19 protein-coding genes are annotated in these 17167 nt (G+C 44.5%); 17 read left to right on the top strand and 2 right to left on the bottom strand.

From position 1 onward, the window contains the following. Positions 1 to 869, top strand: an 869-nt coding sequence (locus tag HPT30_RS06420) for a GerAB/ArcD/ProY family transporter (RefSeq protein ID WP_175370598.1), incomplete at its 5' end; no start/stop codon positions are given. A gap of 9 nt (positions 870 to 878) precedes the next feature. Continuing rightward, a complete protein-coding gene (locus tag HPT30_RS06415) occupies positions 879 to 1031 on the top strand; it encodes a hypothetical protein (RefSeq protein WP_175370597.1) in 153 nt (50 codons plus the stop codon). Between the two features lie 665 nt (positions 1032 to 1696). Here the strand turns inward: HPT30_RS06415 and HPT30_RS06410 are convergent. Continuing rightward, entirely contained in the window at positions 1697 to 2566 is an 870-nt protein-coding gene (locus HPT30_RS06410) for a LysR family transcriptional regulator (RefSeq protein WP_175370596.1), read from the bottom strand. 150 nt (positions 2567 to 2716) lie between these two features. Here HPT30_RS06410 and HPT30_RS06405 point away from each other — a divergent pair, with 150 nt between their 5' ends. The 13 genes from HPT30_RS06405 to HPT30_RS06345 all read left to right on the top strand — a co-directional run bounded on the left by HPT30_RS06405 (position 2717) and on the right by HPT30_RS06345 (position 13949). After that, positions 2717 to 3460 carry an SDR family NAD(P)-dependent oxidoreductase gene (locus tag HPT30_RS06405; RefSeq protein WP_175370595.1) on the top strand — a complete coding sequence of 248 codons (744 nt, stop codon included), beginning with the start codon at positions 2717 to 2719 and terminating at the stop codon, positions 3458 to 3460. Positions 3461 to 3525: 65 nt separating this feature from the next. Further along, the gene (locus HPT30_RS06400; RefSeq protein ID WP_175370594.1) at positions 3526 to 3858 is read left to right on the top strand and encodes an NIPSNAP family protein; all 333 of its coding nucleotides are present in this window, start codon (positions 3526 to 3528) and stop codon (positions 3856 to 3858) included. Between the two features lie 254 nt (positions 3859 to 4112). Continuing rightward, on the top strand, positions 4113 to 5138 hold the full coding sequence (locus HPT30_RS06395; RefSeq protein ID WP_175370593.1) for an NADH:flavin oxidoreductase/NADH oxidase: 1026 nt from the start codon (positions 4113 to 4115) through the stop codon (positions 5136 to 5138). Positions 5139 to 5323: 185 nt separating this feature from the next. After that, positions 5324 to 5758: a MarR family winged helix-turn-helix transcriptional regulator gene (locus HPT30_RS06390; protein ID WP_175370592.1), complete on the top strand. Its 435-nt coding sequence runs from the start codon at positions 5324 to 5326 to the stop codon at positions 5756 to 5758. 315 nt (positions 5759 to 6073) lie between these two features. Continuing rightward, complete coding sequence (locus tag HPT30_RS06385; protein ID WP_217622275.1) at positions 6074 to 6532, top strand: MerR family transcriptional regulator; 459 nt, start codon at positions 6074 to 6076, stop codon at positions 6530 to 6532. A gap of 13 nt (positions 6533 to 6545) precedes the next feature. Beyond that, positions 6546 to 7493, top strand: a complete 948-nt coding sequence (locus tag HPT30_RS06380; protein WP_175370591.1) for an SDR family NAD(P)-dependent oxidoreductase — start codon at positions 6546 to 6548, stop codon at positions 7491 to 7493. 301 nt (positions 7494 to 7794) lie between these two features. Beyond that, complete coding sequence (locus HPT30_RS06375) at positions 7795 to 8445, top strand: ABC transporter permease (protein ID WP_246316957.1); 651 nt, start codon at positions 7795 to 7797, stop codon at positions 8443 to 8445. 24 nt (positions 8446 to 8469) lie between these two features. Further along, a complete protein-coding gene (locus HPT30_RS06370; protein ID WP_175370590.1) occupies positions 8470 to 9405 on the top strand; it encodes an ABC transporter substrate-binding protein in 936 nt (311 codons plus the stop codon). Positions 9406 to 9535: 130 nt separating this feature from the next. Next, positions 9536 to 10864 carry an LLM class flavin-dependent oxidoreductase gene (locus tag HPT30_RS06365; RefSeq protein ID WP_175370589.1) on the top strand — a complete coding sequence of 443 codons (1329 nt, stop codon included), beginning with the start codon at positions 9536 to 9538 and terminating at the stop codon, positions 10862 to 10864. A gap of 26 nt (positions 10865 to 10890) precedes the next feature. After that, complete coding sequence (locus HPT30_RS06360; protein ID WP_312876306.1) at positions 10891 to 12243, top strand: LLM class flavin-dependent oxidoreductase; 1353 nt, start codon at positions 10891 to 10893, stop codon at positions 12241 to 12243. Positions 12244 to 12604: 361 nt separating this feature from the next. After that, on the top strand, positions 12605 to 12949 hold the full coding sequence (locus tag HPT30_RS06355) for an ArsR/SmtB family transcription factor (protein WP_175370588.1): 345 nt from the start codon (positions 12605 to 12607) through the stop codon (positions 12947 to 12949). A gap of 28 nt (positions 12950 to 12977) precedes the next feature. Further along, entirely contained in the window at positions 12978 to 13490 is a 513-nt protein-coding gene (locus tag HPT30_RS06350) for an SRPBCC domain-containing protein (protein ID WP_175370587.1), read from the top strand. Between the two features lie 81 nt (positions 13491 to 13571). Beyond that, complete coding sequence (locus HPT30_RS06345; RefSeq protein ID WP_175370586.1) at positions 13572 to 13949, top strand: VOC family protein; 378 nt, start codon at positions 13572 to 13574, stop codon at positions 13947 to 13949. Between the two features lie 111 nt (positions 13950 to 14060). Here the strand turns inward: HPT30_RS06345 and HPT30_RS06340 are convergent, their stop codons facing one another. Further along, a complete protein-coding gene (locus HPT30_RS06340) occupies positions 14061 to 15212 on the bottom strand; it encodes an epoxide hydrolase family protein (protein WP_175370585.1) in 1152 nt (383 codons plus the stop codon). 108 nt (positions 15213 to 15320) lie between these two features. Here HPT30_RS06340 and HPT30_RS06335 point away from each other — a divergent pair, with 108 nt between their 5' ends. Then, positions 15321 to 16175 (top strand): helix-turn-helix domain-containing protein, encoded by an 855-nt coding sequence (locus HPT30_RS06335; protein ID WP_175370584.1) that lies wholly within the window; start codon positions 15321 to 15323, stop codon positions 16173 to 16175. Between the two features lie 391 nt (positions 16176 to 16566). Continuing rightward, positions 16567 to 16995 (top strand): DsbA family oxidoreductase, encoded by a 429-nt coding sequence (locus HPT30_RS06330; protein WP_175370583.1) that lies wholly within the window; start codon positions 16567 to 16569, stop codon positions 16993 to 16995. Positions 16996 to 17167: the final 172 nt, after the last annotated feature.

Below are 17167 nucleotides of genomic sequence, written 5' to 3'. Positions count from 1 at the left end.
CTCTTGCCTGGCTCCATCCACTTTTATTTTTGTATATCGCCGGGAGAATCGTGGCGGACATCAATAATTTAGTACCCTCAACCATTTTGCCCCGCACGCCTCCCTGGGCCATTTTGATTTTGTTTATGATTGCCCTCGCCTATGCTCTTTTTTTGGGAATACGAGTAATGGGGCGGCTCGCCGAGCTGATACTGCCGATCCTGGCCCTCATTTATGCGGTAGAAGTGATCTTAATATTTAGTTCTGGAGTTGTAGATACAAGAAATCTTTTTCCACTACTGGACCAAGGGTGGGGCAGGATATGGAAAGTTGTATGGCCGTTAGGAGTTATCCAATCCTATGGGGAATCTCTGGCCTTGGCACTAATCTGGACTTCTGTCAAGCCCAAAGGGAAAGTAGGAAGGACCATGGTTGTTTCAACATTGCTGGCCGGCAGTTTTATCGCTTTCACCGATGCCTTGGCCATTTCCGTATTCGGGGAAGCGATTTTCCAGCGGGCAACCTACCCGATGTATGCGCTGATCCAAGTGATCTCTGTGGCAGACTTTATTACCCAACTTGATGCTACAGGCGTTCTTTATTTTTGCTTTATGGCATTCCTGAAGACCTTTATTTATTTGTTTGCCACGATCCGTAGCGTTCAAAAGCTGACTTACACACAAAGCAGCCGCATTTTTATTCTGCCTGTGGTCATCATTGCTTTCGTGTTAGGGATGACGATGGCTCCCAATGTCATTGAGCATATTGCTGTGGTGGAAAAGGTCGTTCCGTTTAGTCCGGTTTATATATCGTTAATGTTCGTGATTCCAATGATATTAATGATTGTTTCATGGATTCGGCAAAAAAAGAAAAATCTGACCAGTGAGTGAGGCGATTAGATGACAAACTGGATAGCCTTCTGGAAATCTAATGTGATGTTGGAACATCCTTGGGTTCAGCCTGTGTACTTTGTGATTATCGCATTCGGATTGTCGTTCTTTACTTGGTTTAGAAAGCCACGTCAAGAGCGGCGCAAGAAACCAAAAGATTAACGTGTTTTTGCAAAGCTATTTGTTCAAGTTCAGGTGCAAGTTCCATATTCTTTGTTCGTATGGATTTTCTACGTAGTTCCCCCCGAGTTGATTTTTATGTTACCTCCAACCAATGATAGACTCCAGTTAACGGTGAATGATCTATTTCGTAACAAGAACATATGTTCGTGATCGGTAATTCTCGCATTTTTTCGCTTGAGAAGATACTCGATTTGAATACTCAAATAGGTATATTATAGGAATTATGACTTATTTGCGATATTAATAAACGATATGAGTCGTGTGTCGATAAAAATGCTGTTTTTACGTATATAGAACATATGTTCTATATTGCTGAAAATCGCATTTTAATTGTGCTATGTAAGCCGAACAACTAGAAGCGGCAATTCCCCTGCACCAGATGTCTTAACAGTGAAAAAGAGGGGACACTTACCCAATTAACGTCATTTTTGTACCTTATTTTCCTTCGATAAGGGCAAAAGAGGGAGATAAGGGCATTTTCGTATCCTATTTTTCGAAAAAGCAGGCTGTACGGGGTATTCTGGAAAATTTAAGGTACAATATTGCACTTAATCTCCTCTAACCGGTAGCGGCAGAGGATTTAAGGTACGAAAATGCCATTAATTACACTTCGATACATTTTATATAGCGTTAACTCCAATGCTTTAGCTAAAGTGGGACCGCATTTCCGACAAGAAGGTTGATAAGGCAGGCGTCATTAAAGTGTCTTTTCGCATAATGAACACAGTTTGGGCGACGGCATGCTTGTCAGAGATGGTATGACAGCGGACACGGCCTTGCTGCTCCGACACGGCTACCATGGAACGCGGCATAAGCGAAATCCCCAGGCCGGCGCTGACACAGCCGATGATCGTTTCGAGCGATGCAAATTCCATCATCTTTTCAGGCGAGATCCCTTCTTCCTGGAGCATCTGACTTAATTTGGACCGATAGGTGCAACCGCTTGGAAAGACAAGAACCGTGCGAAGCTGTATATCATGGATTGACTGGACGGGCGGATGGGAGAGGGGGGTAACGAGTACCATTTCTTCCTCAATGATATTTTCTTGAACCAATTCTGGATGGTCCACTGGACCCGAGACGAATGCTCCGTTCAATTCATAGTGAAGAACCCCATGCAGATGCTGTTCGGTGGGACCTGTGATTAAAGAAAGATCAACCGCCGGATATTCGGAGTGATATTTAGTAAGCAGCGCAGGCAGCCGAACGGCAGCAGTGGCTTCCAGAGACCCAATGTGGAGCTGTCCTGCAGGGACTGCAGCGTCTCCAACAGCCAATCTCGCTTCTTGAATGACATGCAATATTTTCTCAGCATAGGTAATCAGGGTTTGGCCGGAAGGGGTAAGCGTAATGCCCCGATTGTGGCGGTAAAATAACTGTGTCTGCAGATCAGCTTCCAACTGTTGAATCTTATGCGTCACATTGGATTGAGCAAAGTTTAATTTATTGGCCGCCTTCGATATACTTCCTTCCTGAGCCGTGGTGAAAAACACTTTGAGCAACTGAATATCCATGTTGACCTCCTGTAGAGTTGATTTAGGTATCTTGATTATAGATATTTGGCATCATGATTCTGTATTATACATGATAGCAGATATCATTGTATGATGAGTGGGCAGATAAATACAATTACCTATTAAAAGGTAAACAAAGGAGATAACAACATGAGTTTTCAAAATAAAGTGGCAGTAGTTACAGGCGGAAGCAGCGGTATCGGAAAGGCAGTAGCGATTGAGTTGGTACAACAAGGTGCAAATGTCGTGATCAACGGGCGCCGTGAGCAACTCCTGGTGGAAGCTGCTAAGGAAATCGATCCAACAGGTAAGCACATCGCTTATGTTATCGGCGACATTTCAGATCCACAGATCGCAGAACGTTTGATTGCTGAAGGATTATCGCGTTTTGGACGTATCGATACTTTGGTGAACAATGCCGGCATATTTATATCGAAATCATTCACAGACTACACTAAGGAGGATCTTGAATCCAAGCTGGCCGTCAATCTCAAAGGATTCTTCCACGTGACCCAGCGTGCGGTGACTGAGATGCTGAAGACGGGTGCTGGTCACATCGTTAACATCACGGCGAGTGGTGCCGTTGAGCAGCCTATCAAAGGTGTGCCATCCGTACTTGCTGCCCTCACTAAAGGCGGTTTAGCGGCGGCAACAAAATCACTTGCCATTGAGTATGCCGATAAAGGCATTCGCGTAAACGCAGTAGCGCCAGGGATTATCAAAACGCCAATGCACCCTGTAGAGACACATGATTTCTTGGCTAAGTTGCATCCTATTGGTGTAATGGGCGAGGCTAAAGATATTGTGAATGCGATTCTGTATCTGGAATCTGCGCAATTCGTAACCGGTGAAACGCTTCACGTCGATGGTGGACAAAGTGCTGGCCGGTGGTAAGCTATAGAACTTCTTGCAAACGGGAATAATACTTGCATTCATAAAATGAACGGAGGATGATGTTTATGCTATATGAGCTGCGGGTTTACCATGTCATTCCTGGCCGCATGCAATCCATACTGGATCGATTCCGGGATGGCACGATATCCATTTTTGCCAAGCATCATATGAAGGTCACTGAGTTTTGGGTGGAAGCGGATGAATCCACGAATCGTTTGTATTATGTACTTGAGCATAAAGATCTGGCTGCGCGGGAACAGAACTTTAAGGCTTTTCAGGAAGATCAGGAATGGCTCGAGCTTAAGGAGAGAACGGAGCAAAATGGACCTTTACATGAGAGGATCGACGTTGTGTATCTGAAAAAAGCAGATTTTTTTCCAGATGGAGTAAGAAACTAAGAGATTATTGTTACTAAAAAATCGGCTATAACTCCATAAATAGATGTTCTGACATGTTATCGGACAATCGAAAAAACAAGTTATTTTACATCGCCCTACGGGGCGGTGTTTTTCTTTTCGTAGAACTACAGTTGACAATGGATTTTTATTTTAATATATTATATGCATACGCATGCATCTATATTTCACATGCTGATTATTACAACTTGCAAGTTGATTACTGATCAAATTTGCATATACAGAGGAGAGAAATCATGAATTATTTATTCAGTCCGTTTGAACTCCGTTCCTTGCAATTGAAGAACCGTGTCGTTATGCCTCCGATGTGTCAATATTCCGTAGTCAACAAAGATGGTATTGCTAATGACTGGCACTACAATCACTATGTTAGCCGGGCGGTTGGTGGAGCTGGATTGATTATTATAGAAATGACAGATGTAGAACCGGATGGTCGCATCTCTGATTACGATCTTGGAATCTGGAACGATGAGCAAATCCCTGCTCTAGCTAGAATTGTAGATGCCGTTCATGCTCATGGCGCAAAGGTTGGAATTCAGATTGCCCATGCTGGACGTAAGGCAGAGGATGCTGCCGTTCCGGTTGCGCCTTCAGCTATTCCTTTTAGCTCAAAATCCAAAACTCCGCGGGAGCTTACTACTGAAGAAGTGAAGGGTATGGTGGAGAAGTTCCGTCTCGGCGTTAAACGTGCGGTGCAAGCCGGAGTGGACGTTATCGAGCTGCATGGCGCACATGGCTACCTCATCCACCAATTTCATTCACCATTAACGAATCGCAGAATAGATGAATACGGTCAGGATCTAACCTTGTTTGGTAAAGAAGTAATTGCTGCAGCTAAAGGGGAGATGCCTGAAGGAATGCCATTAATCATGCGTATCTCTGCCAAGGAATATACGGATGGAGGGTATGATTTGCCCGAAGCAGTGGAATTCAGTAGAGCGTACAAAGAAGCAGGAGTAGATATGTTCCATGTCAGCTCCGGTGGTGAGGGCCCTGTATCACCTGCTAATGCCCCGGGAACACAGGCGGCTTATCAGATTTCGTTAGCTAGAGAGATCAAACAAACGTTGCAAGTTCCGGTTATTGCCGTAGGTAAATTGGATGAGCCGGCAGTTGCGAACGCAGTTATTGCTAATGAAGATACTGACCTTGTTGCCGTAGGCCGAGGCATGTTGAGAAATCCATATTGGGCATTAACTGCTGCAGATTCCCTCAAACAGGAGAATAGCATCCCTAAACAGTACGCGATGGGATTTCGTTAATTCAGATTGATTGGCTATAGAAGCTGGAATTGCATCCCTAATCATTTATTACGCTTTCTTATTCCATAAGTGCTGTTGTGTATTGGACAAGGTAACCTGCGAGTACATCATTAACTCTTATATGATCTCTTATGATATTATAGGATAGATGTTGTACAGCATTACCTTTAGAAAGGAAGTGTAAGATGACTACTACGTCTAATAATAATCTTATCGCTAACTGGTTAGCCTTTACACAAATGCAAAGTACTGTTGCGAATAAATTAGAGGCAAAGCTAATGGAAAAACATAATTATTCTTTAAATGATTTTTACTTGTTGATGTTTTTGTCGCAAGCACCTGAGAAGAAACTTCGTTTACAACAATTGGAGTCCATGATCGGGCTGAGCCAAAGTGCGATATCCAGACTTGTAAGCCGATTTGAAGCGCGAAGTTGTGGTGCTCTGGAAAGAATCTCTTGTGATGAAGATCGCCGCAGTATTTATACAGCGTTGACAGATCTCGGACAATCTAAAATAGATAGCGCTATGGTCACTTTTAATGAAGAATTGGCTGAGGCTTTCTCTACCGAGGAAGTTAGACAACTCCTAGAGCGAATGATGTCTCCTAACAAGCCGTGAACAGCTTAACACATAATGCAGGGATTCTCTCCCCCTTGGGCTTTACAAAACAAAACACCTTTCAGAGTATGCTCCCATGTCAGAGGATGTGGTGAACGACTTTGGAGGTGTTTTTCTGTTTGTATGCACGGGATTACATACTAAACGAGATCATTTTAGGACAACATTGAAGTACAATCGCTAGATCGGATGTCTTGACTTGGAGTGTACTCCAAGTTGTACATTTAACAGGCCACTATTTATAAATGCCATTCTAAAAAGGCAAAATACGGTGGACCCCTGATATAGATCTATAAGGAGGCTTCTTTCACGAAAATGTCCCAATTCCCTGGTAAGACTGAATGGGCTAATCTCATCCAGAAAATTCCGGAGCTTGTCACCTCCATCAAGGAAGCAGCACAATTGACAGGCTTAACAGAAGATACAATTCGTTATTATGAGAAAATTGGGTTGCTGCCCTATGCTGATCGGAAGAAAAACGGGCATCGGGTGTATAGCCGGGAACAAATCCATAGCATTCTCTTTCTAACCCGGTTGAAAGCTACTGGAATGACGATAGCGGAAATGAAGAAATTTCAGGAAATGACGAGTTCCGGTGATGAGACCATACCTGGGAGACTGTCACTGCTAGAGGAGCATAATCGGAATATTCAAAACGAAATTGCCAGATTGTCTGAAATTCAAAAAATTATTGAATTTAAGATTCAGAACTTTCGGGAGATTTTCGAAAATCCAAGCGGTACGAATTGCACGGAAACTTCAAAAGAAGAGTAGAGGTGAATGATAAATGCAGACAGCTGCAAAAACGGTCATTATTACAGGAGGCAATACAGGACTCGGTTTTGAAACGGCCAAAGTCATTGCCAGCTCTTCAACGGAGTGGCATATCGTTATTGCCTCACGCAGCCAGCAAAAAGGAAATGAAGCGGCACAGACCTTGATTCAGGCTACTCGTAACCCACATATATCTGCGATGGTGCTGGATTTATCCTCGTTTCCGTCGATTAAGCAATTCACAGCTCAATTCATAAAGGCAGATCTTCCTCCGCTACATGCAATCGTCTGCAATGCTGGTGCTGCTTTTGTACAGGGCACTCAAGTAACCGCGGATGGTCTTGAAGCAACCTTTGGTGTCAATCATATGGGGCATTTCCTGCTCGTACGGCTACTTTATAATCAGCTGGTGGAGCCGGGAAGTATCGTTGTTGTTAGCAGTGATACGCACCAATCAAGGGGCAATTCCGCGACATCTGTGCGCTACGCTAGTCCGGGAACTATGGCCGATCCTGCGGCTTCAGATCAGAATCTGAGTGATCTGAACGATTTTTCTAAAGGAATGGTCCGCTATGCGACCTCCAAGCTTACTAACTTGTATTTTACGTATGAGCTCTCTCGCCGGGTTCAGCAGTCCAAGCCCTCCATATCCGTCGTCGCCTTTAATCCTGGTATGATGCCCGGCAAAGGCTCGGCACTGGCTAGAGACTATAATCCCGTTATGCAATTTGCCTGGAATCATATCATGCCGTTGTTCCGCTTCGTCAGCTCAGGTATTCGTTCAACCAAACAGTCTGGCAATGATCTTGCTCAGTTAGTATTAAAAGAATCGGTGAAGAGTGGAACGTACTGGGACGGTACAAAGGACATTGCCTCTTCCGAGGAGTCCTACGATGTCAGTCGTGCAGTTGAGCTATGGGACTGGAGCAGTGAAAAGGTCGGGCTGAAAAAAGAGCTATAATTAAAAATTCAGAAAACATATATAGAAAAACAGATAAATCCGATAAGAAAATAAAGAATAGTTGTTGACAATTTTATAGAATGAAATTAATATTAAATTGTGATTATTGATTATCATAATTTAATAATTTTAGAGGTCGACCATACCATTCGGAGGTCTCATTTTCCTGTAAGCTAACGCGACGGGAAGGTGAGACCTTTTTGTTTTGGAGAAAGGATTCGAAGGTGATGAAAGTTATGGAGTTAGAGTTAAAACAAGTGAGAAAAAGCTATGCATCTACCCAAGAATGGGGGGATGTCACTTGAACCATTTTTGGAACACGCTACAGGAGGATTGGCCAATAGTTGTTGAAAAAACGCTGGAGCATATCGAGTTGTCTCTTCTTTCTTTGGCATTGGCTTGTCTGATTTCAATTCCGTTTGGAATCTATCTTGCGCGCCATAAAAAACTAGCCAATTCCGTTATTACGGTTGTTTCCGCCGTACAGACGATTCCCGTCCTGGCACTTTTCGGCTTTATGGTCCCAGTATTCGGCATCGGCTTTAAACCAGCCCTGATCGTGCTTACCTTCTATGGTATTTTGCCGGTACTCCAGAATACTTATGTGGGTATCACTTCTGTCAGTCCTGCACTGACTGAAGCAGGTCGCGGGATGGGAATGTCAAACTGGCAGCTGCTATGGATGGTTCAAGTGCCGATTGCACGCAGCTACATTTTGGCAGGTGTAAGATTAATGGCCATTCAGATGATTAGTATGGCTACAATCGGGACCTTCATTGCTGCTGGCGGGCTTGGAGATATTATTACAACAGGGATTAATGATATGAATACTGCACGAATATTGGAAGGCGCGATCCCTGTATCTTTGCTAGTTATTCTGATCAATATCGTCTTACTGCAACTCAATCGATTCTTAACGCCCAAAGGGCTCCGTAAGAATAAATCCAACTAAACATCTAAGAATGGAGAGAAAGTCATGCAAACATCTCAGAGATCATTCGTTCAGAAATTGAAAAAGCGCACGTTTAAGCAGGTAAGCATTCTATTGTTAGCTATCATTGTACTTGTTATTGCGGGGTGCAGTAATGCTAAGCCCTCTAAAATCGTTATCGCGACTAAAGGGAATACCGAGTCAAATGTTATGCAACAGTTGCTAAAACTGATTGTGACGGAAAATACTTCGATTGATGTAGAAACAGTGAAGCTCGATAATAATATACTTTGGGAAGCGATTAAGAAAGGCGATGTCGATGCCTATGTGGAGTATACGGGCACTGCACTAATGAACATTTTAAAGCAGGAGCCAGAGCGTGATCCTGAGAAGGTCTATAACAAGGTTAAGACTATGCTGAACGAGCAGGAAAACCTGACCATGCTGGATCCGCTCGGGTTTGACAGTACGTACGCGTTTGCTATACGGAAGGAAGTTGCGGATAAATACGGAATTACTAATCTCACGCAATTGGCGGAGCATTCAAACGAATTAATCTTTGCAGCAGATCCGATGATCGAAAAATCCAACCGTCCAGACGGATATAGACTCGTTAAGGAAGCGTACGGCTTTAACTTTAAGCAGCTTCTGGGGATCTCCAGTCCACCGTTACAGCTGGAAGCTCTGAAAAGTAAAGAAGCAGATGTAATGATAACCTTGGCTACGAAAGGTATTTTTGAGGTGAACAATCTCGTTCCGCTGGAGGACGATAAACATATCTTTATTCCCTACTACGCTGCACCGCTCGTACGTAATGAGACACTGGAGGCACATCCTGAACTTAAAGAAGTGCTTAATAAGCTGAGCAACAAAGTATCCCTTCAAGCCATTCGCGAGATGAACAGACAGGTGGATGCGGAGCAGAAAGAGCCGGAAGATGTGGCTAAAGCATGGTTGAAGCAGGAAGGTTTTCTGAAATAATCGCTAGATAATTGGCAGCATTGCCGTTGAGATAAGTAGCAATCGAACGGTCATCGTAACATGACAGAGATCTGTTCGATGACCGTTTGAATCGCTTTATTAAAAATCGTATTTTAGGAGGAGCTCTTATATGGGAAATAATAACCGTCAAATGTCACTTGGAGCGATGATGTTTTATCCCTCCGGCGAGAATATTGCCAGCTGGCGGCACCCGGAGGTGGACGCCTCGCAAATGCTGGATTTCGATTACTATAAAAATATCGTTCAGGCAGCGGAGCGCGCCAAATTCGATTTGTTCTTCTATGCAGACAATCTGTACGTCTGGGATCGCTATGATTCCAGCATCCGAGGGGCAAACAGCATCCGTCCGGAGCCGATTACGTTAATGGCTGCTTTGGCATCTGTTACGAAGCATATCGGACTGGCGCCTACGATTTCTACGTCGTACAACGAGCCTTATCATATAGCTCGGAAGATGGCAACGCTGGACCATTTTAGCAAGGGCCGAACCGCATGGAACGTAATCACCTCTTCAGCTGATGAAGAGGCACAAAATTTCAATAAGGAAAAGCATCTGGAGCATAGCACGCGGTATAGACGGGCAGCCGAGTTCGTCGATGTCACGCTGGGCCTGTTTGACAGTTGGGAAGAGGACAGCATTGTAATGAATAAGGAGTCGGGAGAATTCGCTGATCCTGAGAAGGTACACTACCTGAATCATTCCGGTGAGTTTTTCAAGGTTCGCGGGCCGCTTAATGTATCCCGTCCGCCGCAAGGCCATCCTGTCCTGGTTCAGGCAGGTGCTTCTGAATCCGGAAAGGAACTCGCAGCGAGAACAGCCGAGGTTATATTTTCTCCATTCGTTCCATTGGAAGATGCAAAGGCGTTCTACCGGGATGTAAAAGGACGCTTGGCCAAATATGGCCGAGAGCCGCATGAAGTGAAAATTATGCCGTCATTTATACCCATTGTCGGAAGGACAGAAGCCGAGGCCAAGGAGCAGCTTGAAATTGTCGGAGACCTGATCCCTGATGCATTATGCCGGGATCTGCTGTCGCATTATTTAGGACAGGACATCTCTCATTTGTCGCTGGACGAGCCGCTTCCTTTTATTCCTAGCCAGGAAAATAATAATCAGAGCAAGAGCAGAATTGATCGTGTTATCCGGCTGTTGGAAAAAGAGCGCCTAACGCCGCGTCAGTTGTTCAAAAAAATCTACAATAACAGCTTTGCAGGCACACCAGAGCAAGTTGCGGATGTGATGGAAACTTATTTTAAAGAAGAGGCGGCCGATGGATTCATTATGCCATTCGCGCATCTCCCAGGAGGCCTCGACGATTTTATAGAGCTAGTGTTGCCAGAACTACGGCGCAAGGGACTATTCCGCACGGAATATCCTGGCGGTACGCTGCGGGATACGCTGGGCCTGACACGGCCAGTCAACCGTTATTCACGTTAAGAACACATAACAGGGAGGTTAACAAAGTGAGCAAACCAGAGCGGCAAATGACGCTTGGGGCGATGATGTTTTTCCCGGCAGGAGGGCAAATTTCCAGCTGGAGGCATCCTGACGCGAATCCCCAAGGACTGCTTGATTTCAACTATTATAAGAATATCGTTCAGACTGCAGAACGCGGGAAATTCGATCTGTTCTTCTATGCAGATGAGCTGTATGTGTGGGATCGCTTCGAATCGGGCATCAGCCATGCTAACAGCATTCGTCCTGAGCCCATTACTTTACTCTCAGCGCTGGCCGCAGCCACAGAGCATATCGGGCTGGCAGCGACAATATCCACGACCTATAATGAGCCATACCATATCGCCCGGAAGCTGGCGACACTGGATTACCTCAGTAATGGGCGGGCGGCCTGGAATGTCGTTACCTCGCAAACAGATGAGGAGGCGCGTAATTTTGGCCGTGATAAACATCTGGACCACACCAATCGATATGAACGGGCCGAGGAGTTCGTGGATGTGACGCAAGGCTTGTGGGACAGTTGGGAAGATGATGCTCTGCTCCTTGATAAAGAGAGCGGGTACTTCGCAGATAAGGATAAGCTACACAACCTTCAGCACAAGGGCAATCATTTTCAGGTTCATGGTCCGCTCAATGTGGCTAGACCCCCACAAGGGTATCCTGTGTTGGTTCAAGCGGGGGCTTCGGAGGCCGGCAAGGAGATGGCGGCAGCTAGAGCGGAGGTGGTCTTCGCCCTTGTCAGCTCTTACTCAGCTGAGGGACTGCTGGCAAGTCAGAAGTTCTATGAGGATCTTAAGGGTAGAATGGCTAAGTTCGGCAGAAACCGTGATGATCTGAAAATATTGCCCGGCATTATGCCGATTATCGGCCGGACAGAGGAAGAGGCGAGGGAGCGACTTGCGCTCACGGAGAGCTTGACACCGCCGCAGCTAGGTCTCGATATTCTTTCCCATCATCTTGGCCAGGATGTGTCATCCTACCCGCTTGATGAGCCGCTTCCGTTCCGTCCGGATATCGATCAGTATAATCAGAGCAAAACCGTTCTTAAGGGCATCCTCGATCTGATCGACAAGGGTCTGACGCTTCGCCAGCTGTATGAGCGGGTGACTAACAAACGCTCACTTGCCGGAACACCGGAGCAGATCGCGGACATCATGGAGGAGTGGTTCAAGAAAGGGGCAGCAGATGGCTTCAACGTCTCGTTCTCGCATCTGCCGGGCGGCCTGGATGACTTCGTGAATCTGGTTGTCCCTGAACTGCAGCGAAGAGGGGTGTTCCGCACAGAGTATACCGGACGCACATTGCGTGAGCATCTGGGGCTTAAGCGTCCGGCTAATCGTTATGCTAAGGTCCGTGTGTAGCTGAAGTTTACACTGACTGCCCCCCCCCGTTCCTTTTAAGTTAGGTTACTTATGTGGAATCGTTTATTTTAAGTTCGGACTTTTCTGTTTCTACAATAAATAGAGCTCTCTTCCCATGCGTCTTCGGACGGAACGGAGGAGAGCTTTTTTCGTCCCTGATGAGATTTGGAAATGGGTAGAGAATGAGTCCATGCTTTGATGTGCAGTATCTAAATATCTGGTATCACATTCCTGTGGCGTTCGTCTCAATATTCCTTGACGGGAATATTCGTTATAGGGTATATTGTGATCAGCAGGTTGAAAGTCACTCTAAATCAAGGAGATGGTTAGATAACAACCATTAAATACAGAGGTGAGTAACATGTCCGGCACAAGTCCGGGAATGGACATAACGACGTTGAGTGCTTTAGCTGAACCGAATCGCATGAATATTGTTCAATTGTTGCGCAGCGGTCCTCTGGCTGTCGGCGAAATCGCTGACCGATTAGGACTACGTCAACCACAAGCGTCGAAACATTTGAAAGTGCTTAGCGATAGCGGGATTGTGGAAGTGAGAATAGACGCGAACCGTCGGATATATACACTCCGGCCTGAGCCCTTCCAAGCGATGGATTCTTGGGTACAGTCCTTCCGTCATCTTATGGAAGAACGGTTCGATAACTTGGATAATTACTTGCGTGAACTGCAGAATAAGGATAAGCCGTAATCATATTAGATTGGGAGGGATAGTAACAATGTCAAACAATATGGTGTCAAGAGTAGAGAACGATCGGTTCCTGGTACTGGAACGCGTATTCGATGCCCCGCGTGAGCTTGTATTTCAGATGTTTAAGGAAGCTGAGCATATCAAGCATTGGTGGGGACCGAGAGGGTGGGAGATCCCGGTATGCACCATTGATTTCCATCCAGGCGGTGTATGGCATTACTGTATGAAATGCGTTGATCCGAATCAAGGCACATTTTACGGAATGGAATCGTGGGCCAAAGCTGTTTATGAGGAAATCGTTGAGCCGGAGAAGATCATCTACAACGATTACTTCTGTGATGCCGAGGGTAATATAAATGAGTCCCTGCCATCGACCCTTATCACGTTGGATTTTATAGATTTGGGCGGCAAGACTAAGCTAATAAATCGTGCTGAATATACATCGGCAGAGGCGCTTAAAACCGTCATGGATATGGGCATGCTGCAAGGAATCACTGAAACTTGGAATCGCCTGGAAGAGCGGTTGGAGTCCTTGAAGTAGAGAGCCCATAAGTCGACTATCACCTGTATATTAGAATACGAAGGTTTGAGATAAATTATTTCACCTAAGGAGTGTGCAAATATGATTAACAAAATTGGCCAAGTGATGTTGTATGTAAATAACCAAGATGAATCCAGAGATTTCTGGACAGAAAAGCTAGGGTTTGAGGTAATTGCAGATGAAACGAGTGGCCCGGTGAGATTTATTGAGCTCGCTCCAAAAGATGCAGCAACCAGTATTGTTCTTCATAACAAGGAATTCGTTGCTAAAATGAATCCTGGCATGAATCTGGGAACACCTTCTCTAATGTACTTCACGAACAATTTCGATCAATTAAATAGTGATCTGAAGAACAAAAATGTCACCGTTGGAGAAATTGTAGAGCTTCCTAATGGCAGAGTGTTCAACTTCGCAGATAATGAACAGAATTATTTTGCTGTAATGGAAAAAGCACAGTAAAGTGAACTGAATTATCAAACGCCCTATATCTACATTGAAAAAGCTCCTGAACTAGCCCTTGCGGCGGTTCAGGAGCTTTTAAGTTATCCCCGTGCTACACTCGACTACTATTTAATTCTCCATTCTCATAGGTCTGTAGAATGCGCGAATGTCGTTCGCCAGTGCCTCAGGCTCTTCCATGGCAGTAAAATGCCCGCCGGCAGGCATAGTAGTCCAACGAATGATATTCAGATTACGCTCAGCCCAGGATTTAGGAGGCAGTACGATGTCTGCAGGAAATATGGCCATCCCTGTCGGAACTTCTATGTGCCCGAGTGGCGGCAAAGAGTGTGAATTTTCGTAATACATCTGCGTAGATGATCCTATGGTGTTAGTCACCCAATAGATCATGATATGAGTCAACAACTCATCCTGGCTGTATCTTTGGCTCAGGTCACCCTTACAATCACTCCATGCCCGAAGTTTCTCGATGATCCAGGCAGCTACACCTACCGGCGAATCGGAAAGTCCATATGCAAGCGTCTGCGGCTTGGTGGATTGAATGGACATATAGCCGCCCTCATTCGCTACCCATGCAGAAGCGTTCTTCTTATATTGCTGCTCTTCTTGAGTAAGTTCCGTATCCTGTGAAGTCATGAGACTTCTTATAATGCCAACATCCGTTAGATGGATGCCAAATAAAAGTTCAGGATTACTTGCTGCCAAATATCTCGTAACACCAGAGCCGATATCTCCTCCTGCAGCGGCGAATTTTGTGTAGCCTAATTCTTGTGTCATTAACTTAGCCCACATCTGGGAAACACTATAATTGTTAAAGCCAGGCTTAGTAGGGCGACTTGAAAATCCGAATCCAGGCAATGAAGGGACAATGACATCAAAAGCGTCCTCAGGATTACCTCCATAGCTAGCCGGATCCGTAAGAAGAGGAATAATCTTTTGATAACGAAGGTAACTGTCAGGCCATCCATGGGTAAGAATAATCGGCATAGGGTTAGGACCTTTACCACGCTCGTGTACGAAGTGGACATCGATTCCATCGATATCGCAGTGAAACTGGGAAAAGTTGTTCAACTTGGATTCCTGTGCGCGCCAATCGTAATGATCCCGCCAATAGGAAAGTAGTGATTTTAAAAAATTTATATCTGTTCCTCTCTCCCAGCCTGAGTCTTCTAACTGATCTGGCAGGCGGACGTGCTGCAGCCTATATTGTAGATCGTTAAGAATATCATCGGAGACATGAATATGAAAAGGTTTAATAGCCATTATGATTTCCTCCTTGTATTGATTTATAGCGTTATTATATCCATTGAATTTGTATGTTACACTGGCATAAGTGAAGCAACTAACTATACTATTTGATAGGTGATCATCATGCCACAGGTAGACCGACACAAAAAACGTACTGTGAACATAGAATTTATAGCCGTGGAGGATTGCAGTATTCTTCCATATCCAGAGCGGTTTACGATGATTTTTATTACGTCTGGGAGGTTAAAGGGGATACTAAACGAGCGTCCTATTTCTATTAGTGCGCCTGGCATCCTTTGCTTGGCTGAAGACGATCATGTGCAAATACATGAAAAGATGAACGTATCGGCACAATCCTTCAGCTTTGATCCCGAATTTCTGAACACCAATACGCTTTCCGAAACGAAGGATCACTTTCCTTCAGGGCCGAGGATACAAACAGGACTCTCCCTTTTCCAAAGTAATCATCTGTATAATGGAGTACCTCGTGTAACGGAAAAAGCGTACCCGCTGTTGTTTGAATGGTTCTTCGTGCTTGGTATGGAAGTGCAGGCGCAAAGTGATGACCTCTGGGTGTGCAGAATAAAGAAGTACCTCATTCAAATTTTGGGACTGCTCGAGGAATTGAATCAAAATAGCGAACACTCGCCTGTCGATGTAGTGCTAGACTATATTCACACCTATTATCCGGAAAAGATTACATTGGAAGAGCTAACGAAGTGTGTTCATTTGAACCGTGTGACACTAAATAAGATGTTCCAGGAGAGATGCGGGAATACAGCGATTGGTTACTTGCTTGCTCATCGCTTGAAGGTAGCGAGTGATCTTTTGACACATACAGATATGAGCCTTAATGAAATTGCTCGGGCTACTGGATTTGAATATGATACTTACTTTATCAAACAGTTTACAGCTAGAAAGGGTATGTCACCGACGACGTATCGGACTACTTCTCGTAAGTTCTCTGGTGCTCAGTAGCTTCTAACGGCAGACGCGAATGACTTAGAAACGTTTAGAAAAGAATGGTTTGGAAACAACTTTCATCTTTGCAATTCATGATTTGGACTTTGGTTCATTGTAATTCAAATCTAGGAAGTTATTGCAAAGTGAAGTTGAATGAATTATTATGGACAATATAGGTCTATAATAATAACAATTGAAAGAGGTGATCAGATTAGTTGTAGTTCTGCAAAAAGTAATGTATCCAAACGGAGCGTTTAGAAAAGAGCGACAATGGTTGCAGCCATGAGGAAAACAAGCAGCATTACAATTTTTTTGTCTTAATTATGGATATTAAAGATCTGTATTAGGGTTTTAAGCTGTGGGAAATCACATTTAAATCATTGGAAATGTACTTGGCAAGTTTGCAATGGGAGATAAAGTAGAAGTTGTGTATCGCAGTTTTCAACTTGATCCGAATGCAGAAAATAGAACGCTCAGTACTCAGCAACTTGCCCGTGAAAAGGGTATGAGTGTCGAGCAAATGAAAGTCAAGCAAGCACAAGTAGCTAATATGCTTAAAAAAGAGGCTAGACTTGAAGTCAATTATGATCAGGTTGTTATTGCGAATACATTCGATGGGCATCGTTTGGCTCATTTTGCAGCAAAAGAGGGAAAGGGAGCTGAATTAACAGGACGTCTTATTCGCGCATACCTTTCAGAGCGCATGAATATTGCTGACCACGACGTGCTTATTTCCTTGGCCAGCGAGATGGGACCTAATGAACGCGACGTAGCGCAAATGGGACGAAGAGAAGAAACATCAGGAATTGGAAGAAATGAACCGATCAAATGGTGATGATACTGCATTGACGGGGTTTGTAATGTGTAATATAAAATAAATAAATGAAGAGGCGAGTTTTGTCTTCCCCAAGGCCGCAACGATCTTGCTGCAGCTTTGGGGTTTATTATTATTGATCCAAGTGAAACACTGACATATGATTCGTTATTACTCAAATTAAATATACGTT

The sequence above is a fragment of the Paenibacillus agri genome (assembly GCF_013359945.1).
Lineage (GTDB): Bacteria > Bacillota > Bacilli > Paenibacillales > Paenibacillaceae > Paenibacillus_AQ > Paenibacillus_AQ agri.
The sequence above is the reverse complement of the archived record's forward strand: the minus strand, read 5'-3'. Positions and strand labels throughout refer to the sequence as shown.

Excerpts from the sequence above, each read along its gene's own strand:
- HPT30_RS06390 (WP_175370592.1), top strand. The coding sequence starts at position 5,324 with ATGACTACTACGTCTAATAATAATCTTATCGCTAACTGGTTAGCCTTT.
- HPT30_RS06350 (WP_175370587.1), top strand. The coding sequence starts at position 12,978 with ATGTCAAACAATATGGTGTCAAGAGTAGAGAACGATCGGTTCCTGGTA.
- HPT30_RS06385 (WP_217622275.1), top strand. The coding sequence starts at position 6,074 with ATGTCCCAATTCCCTGGTAAGACTGAATGGGCTAATCTCATCCAGAAA.
- HPT30_RS06345 (WP_175370586.1), top strand. The coding sequence starts at position 13,572 with ATGATTAACAAAATTGGCCAAGTGATGTTGTATGTAAATAACCAAGAT.
- HPT30_RS06335 (WP_175370584.1), top strand. The coding sequence starts at position 15,321 with ATGCCACAGGTAGACCGACACAAAAAACGTACTGTGAACATAGAATTT.
- HPT30_RS06370 (WP_175370590.1), top strand. The coding sequence starts at position 8,470 with ATGCAAACATCTCAGAGATCATTCGTTCAGAAATTGAAAAAGCGCACG.
- HPT30_RS06355 (WP_175370588.1), top strand. The coding sequence starts at position 12,605 with ATGTCCGGCACAAGTCCGGGAATGGACATAACGACGTTGAGTGCTTTA.
- HPT30_RS06395 (WP_175370593.1), top strand. The coding sequence starts at position 4,113 with ATGAATTATTTATTCAGTCCGTTTGAACTCCGTTCCTTGCAATTGAAG.
- HPT30_RS06365 (WP_175370589.1), top strand. The coding sequence starts at position 9,536 with ATGGGAAATAATAACCGTCAAATGTCACTTGGAGCGATGATGTTTTAT.
- HPT30_RS06330 (WP_175370583.1), top strand. The coding sequence starts at position 16,567 with ATGGGAGATAAAGTAGAAGTTGTGTATCGCAGTTTTCAACTTGATCCG.
- HPT30_RS06380 (WP_175370591.1), top strand. The coding sequence starts at position 6,546 with ATGCAGACAGCTGCAAAAACGGTCATTATTACAGGAGGCAATACAGGA.
- HPT30_RS06410 (WP_175370596.1), bottom strand. The coding sequence starts at position 2,566 with ATGGATATTCAGTTGCTCAAAGTGTTTTTCACCACGGCTCAGGAAGGA.
- HPT30_RS06405 (WP_175370595.1), top strand. The coding sequence starts at position 2,717 with ATGAGTTTTCAAAATAAAGTGGCAGTAGTTACAGGCGGAAGCAGCGGT.
- HPT30_RS06340 (WP_175370585.1), bottom strand. The coding sequence starts at position 15,212 with ATGGCTATTAAACCTTTTCATATTCATGTCTCCGATGATATTCTTAAC.
- HPT30_RS06400 (WP_175370594.1), top strand. The coding sequence starts at position 3,526 with ATGCTATATGAGCTGCGGGTTTACCATGTCATTCCTGGCCGCATGCAA.
- HPT30_RS06415 (WP_175370597.1), top strand. The coding sequence starts at position 879 with ATGACAAACTGGATAGCCTTCTGGAAATCTAATGTGATGTTGGAACAT.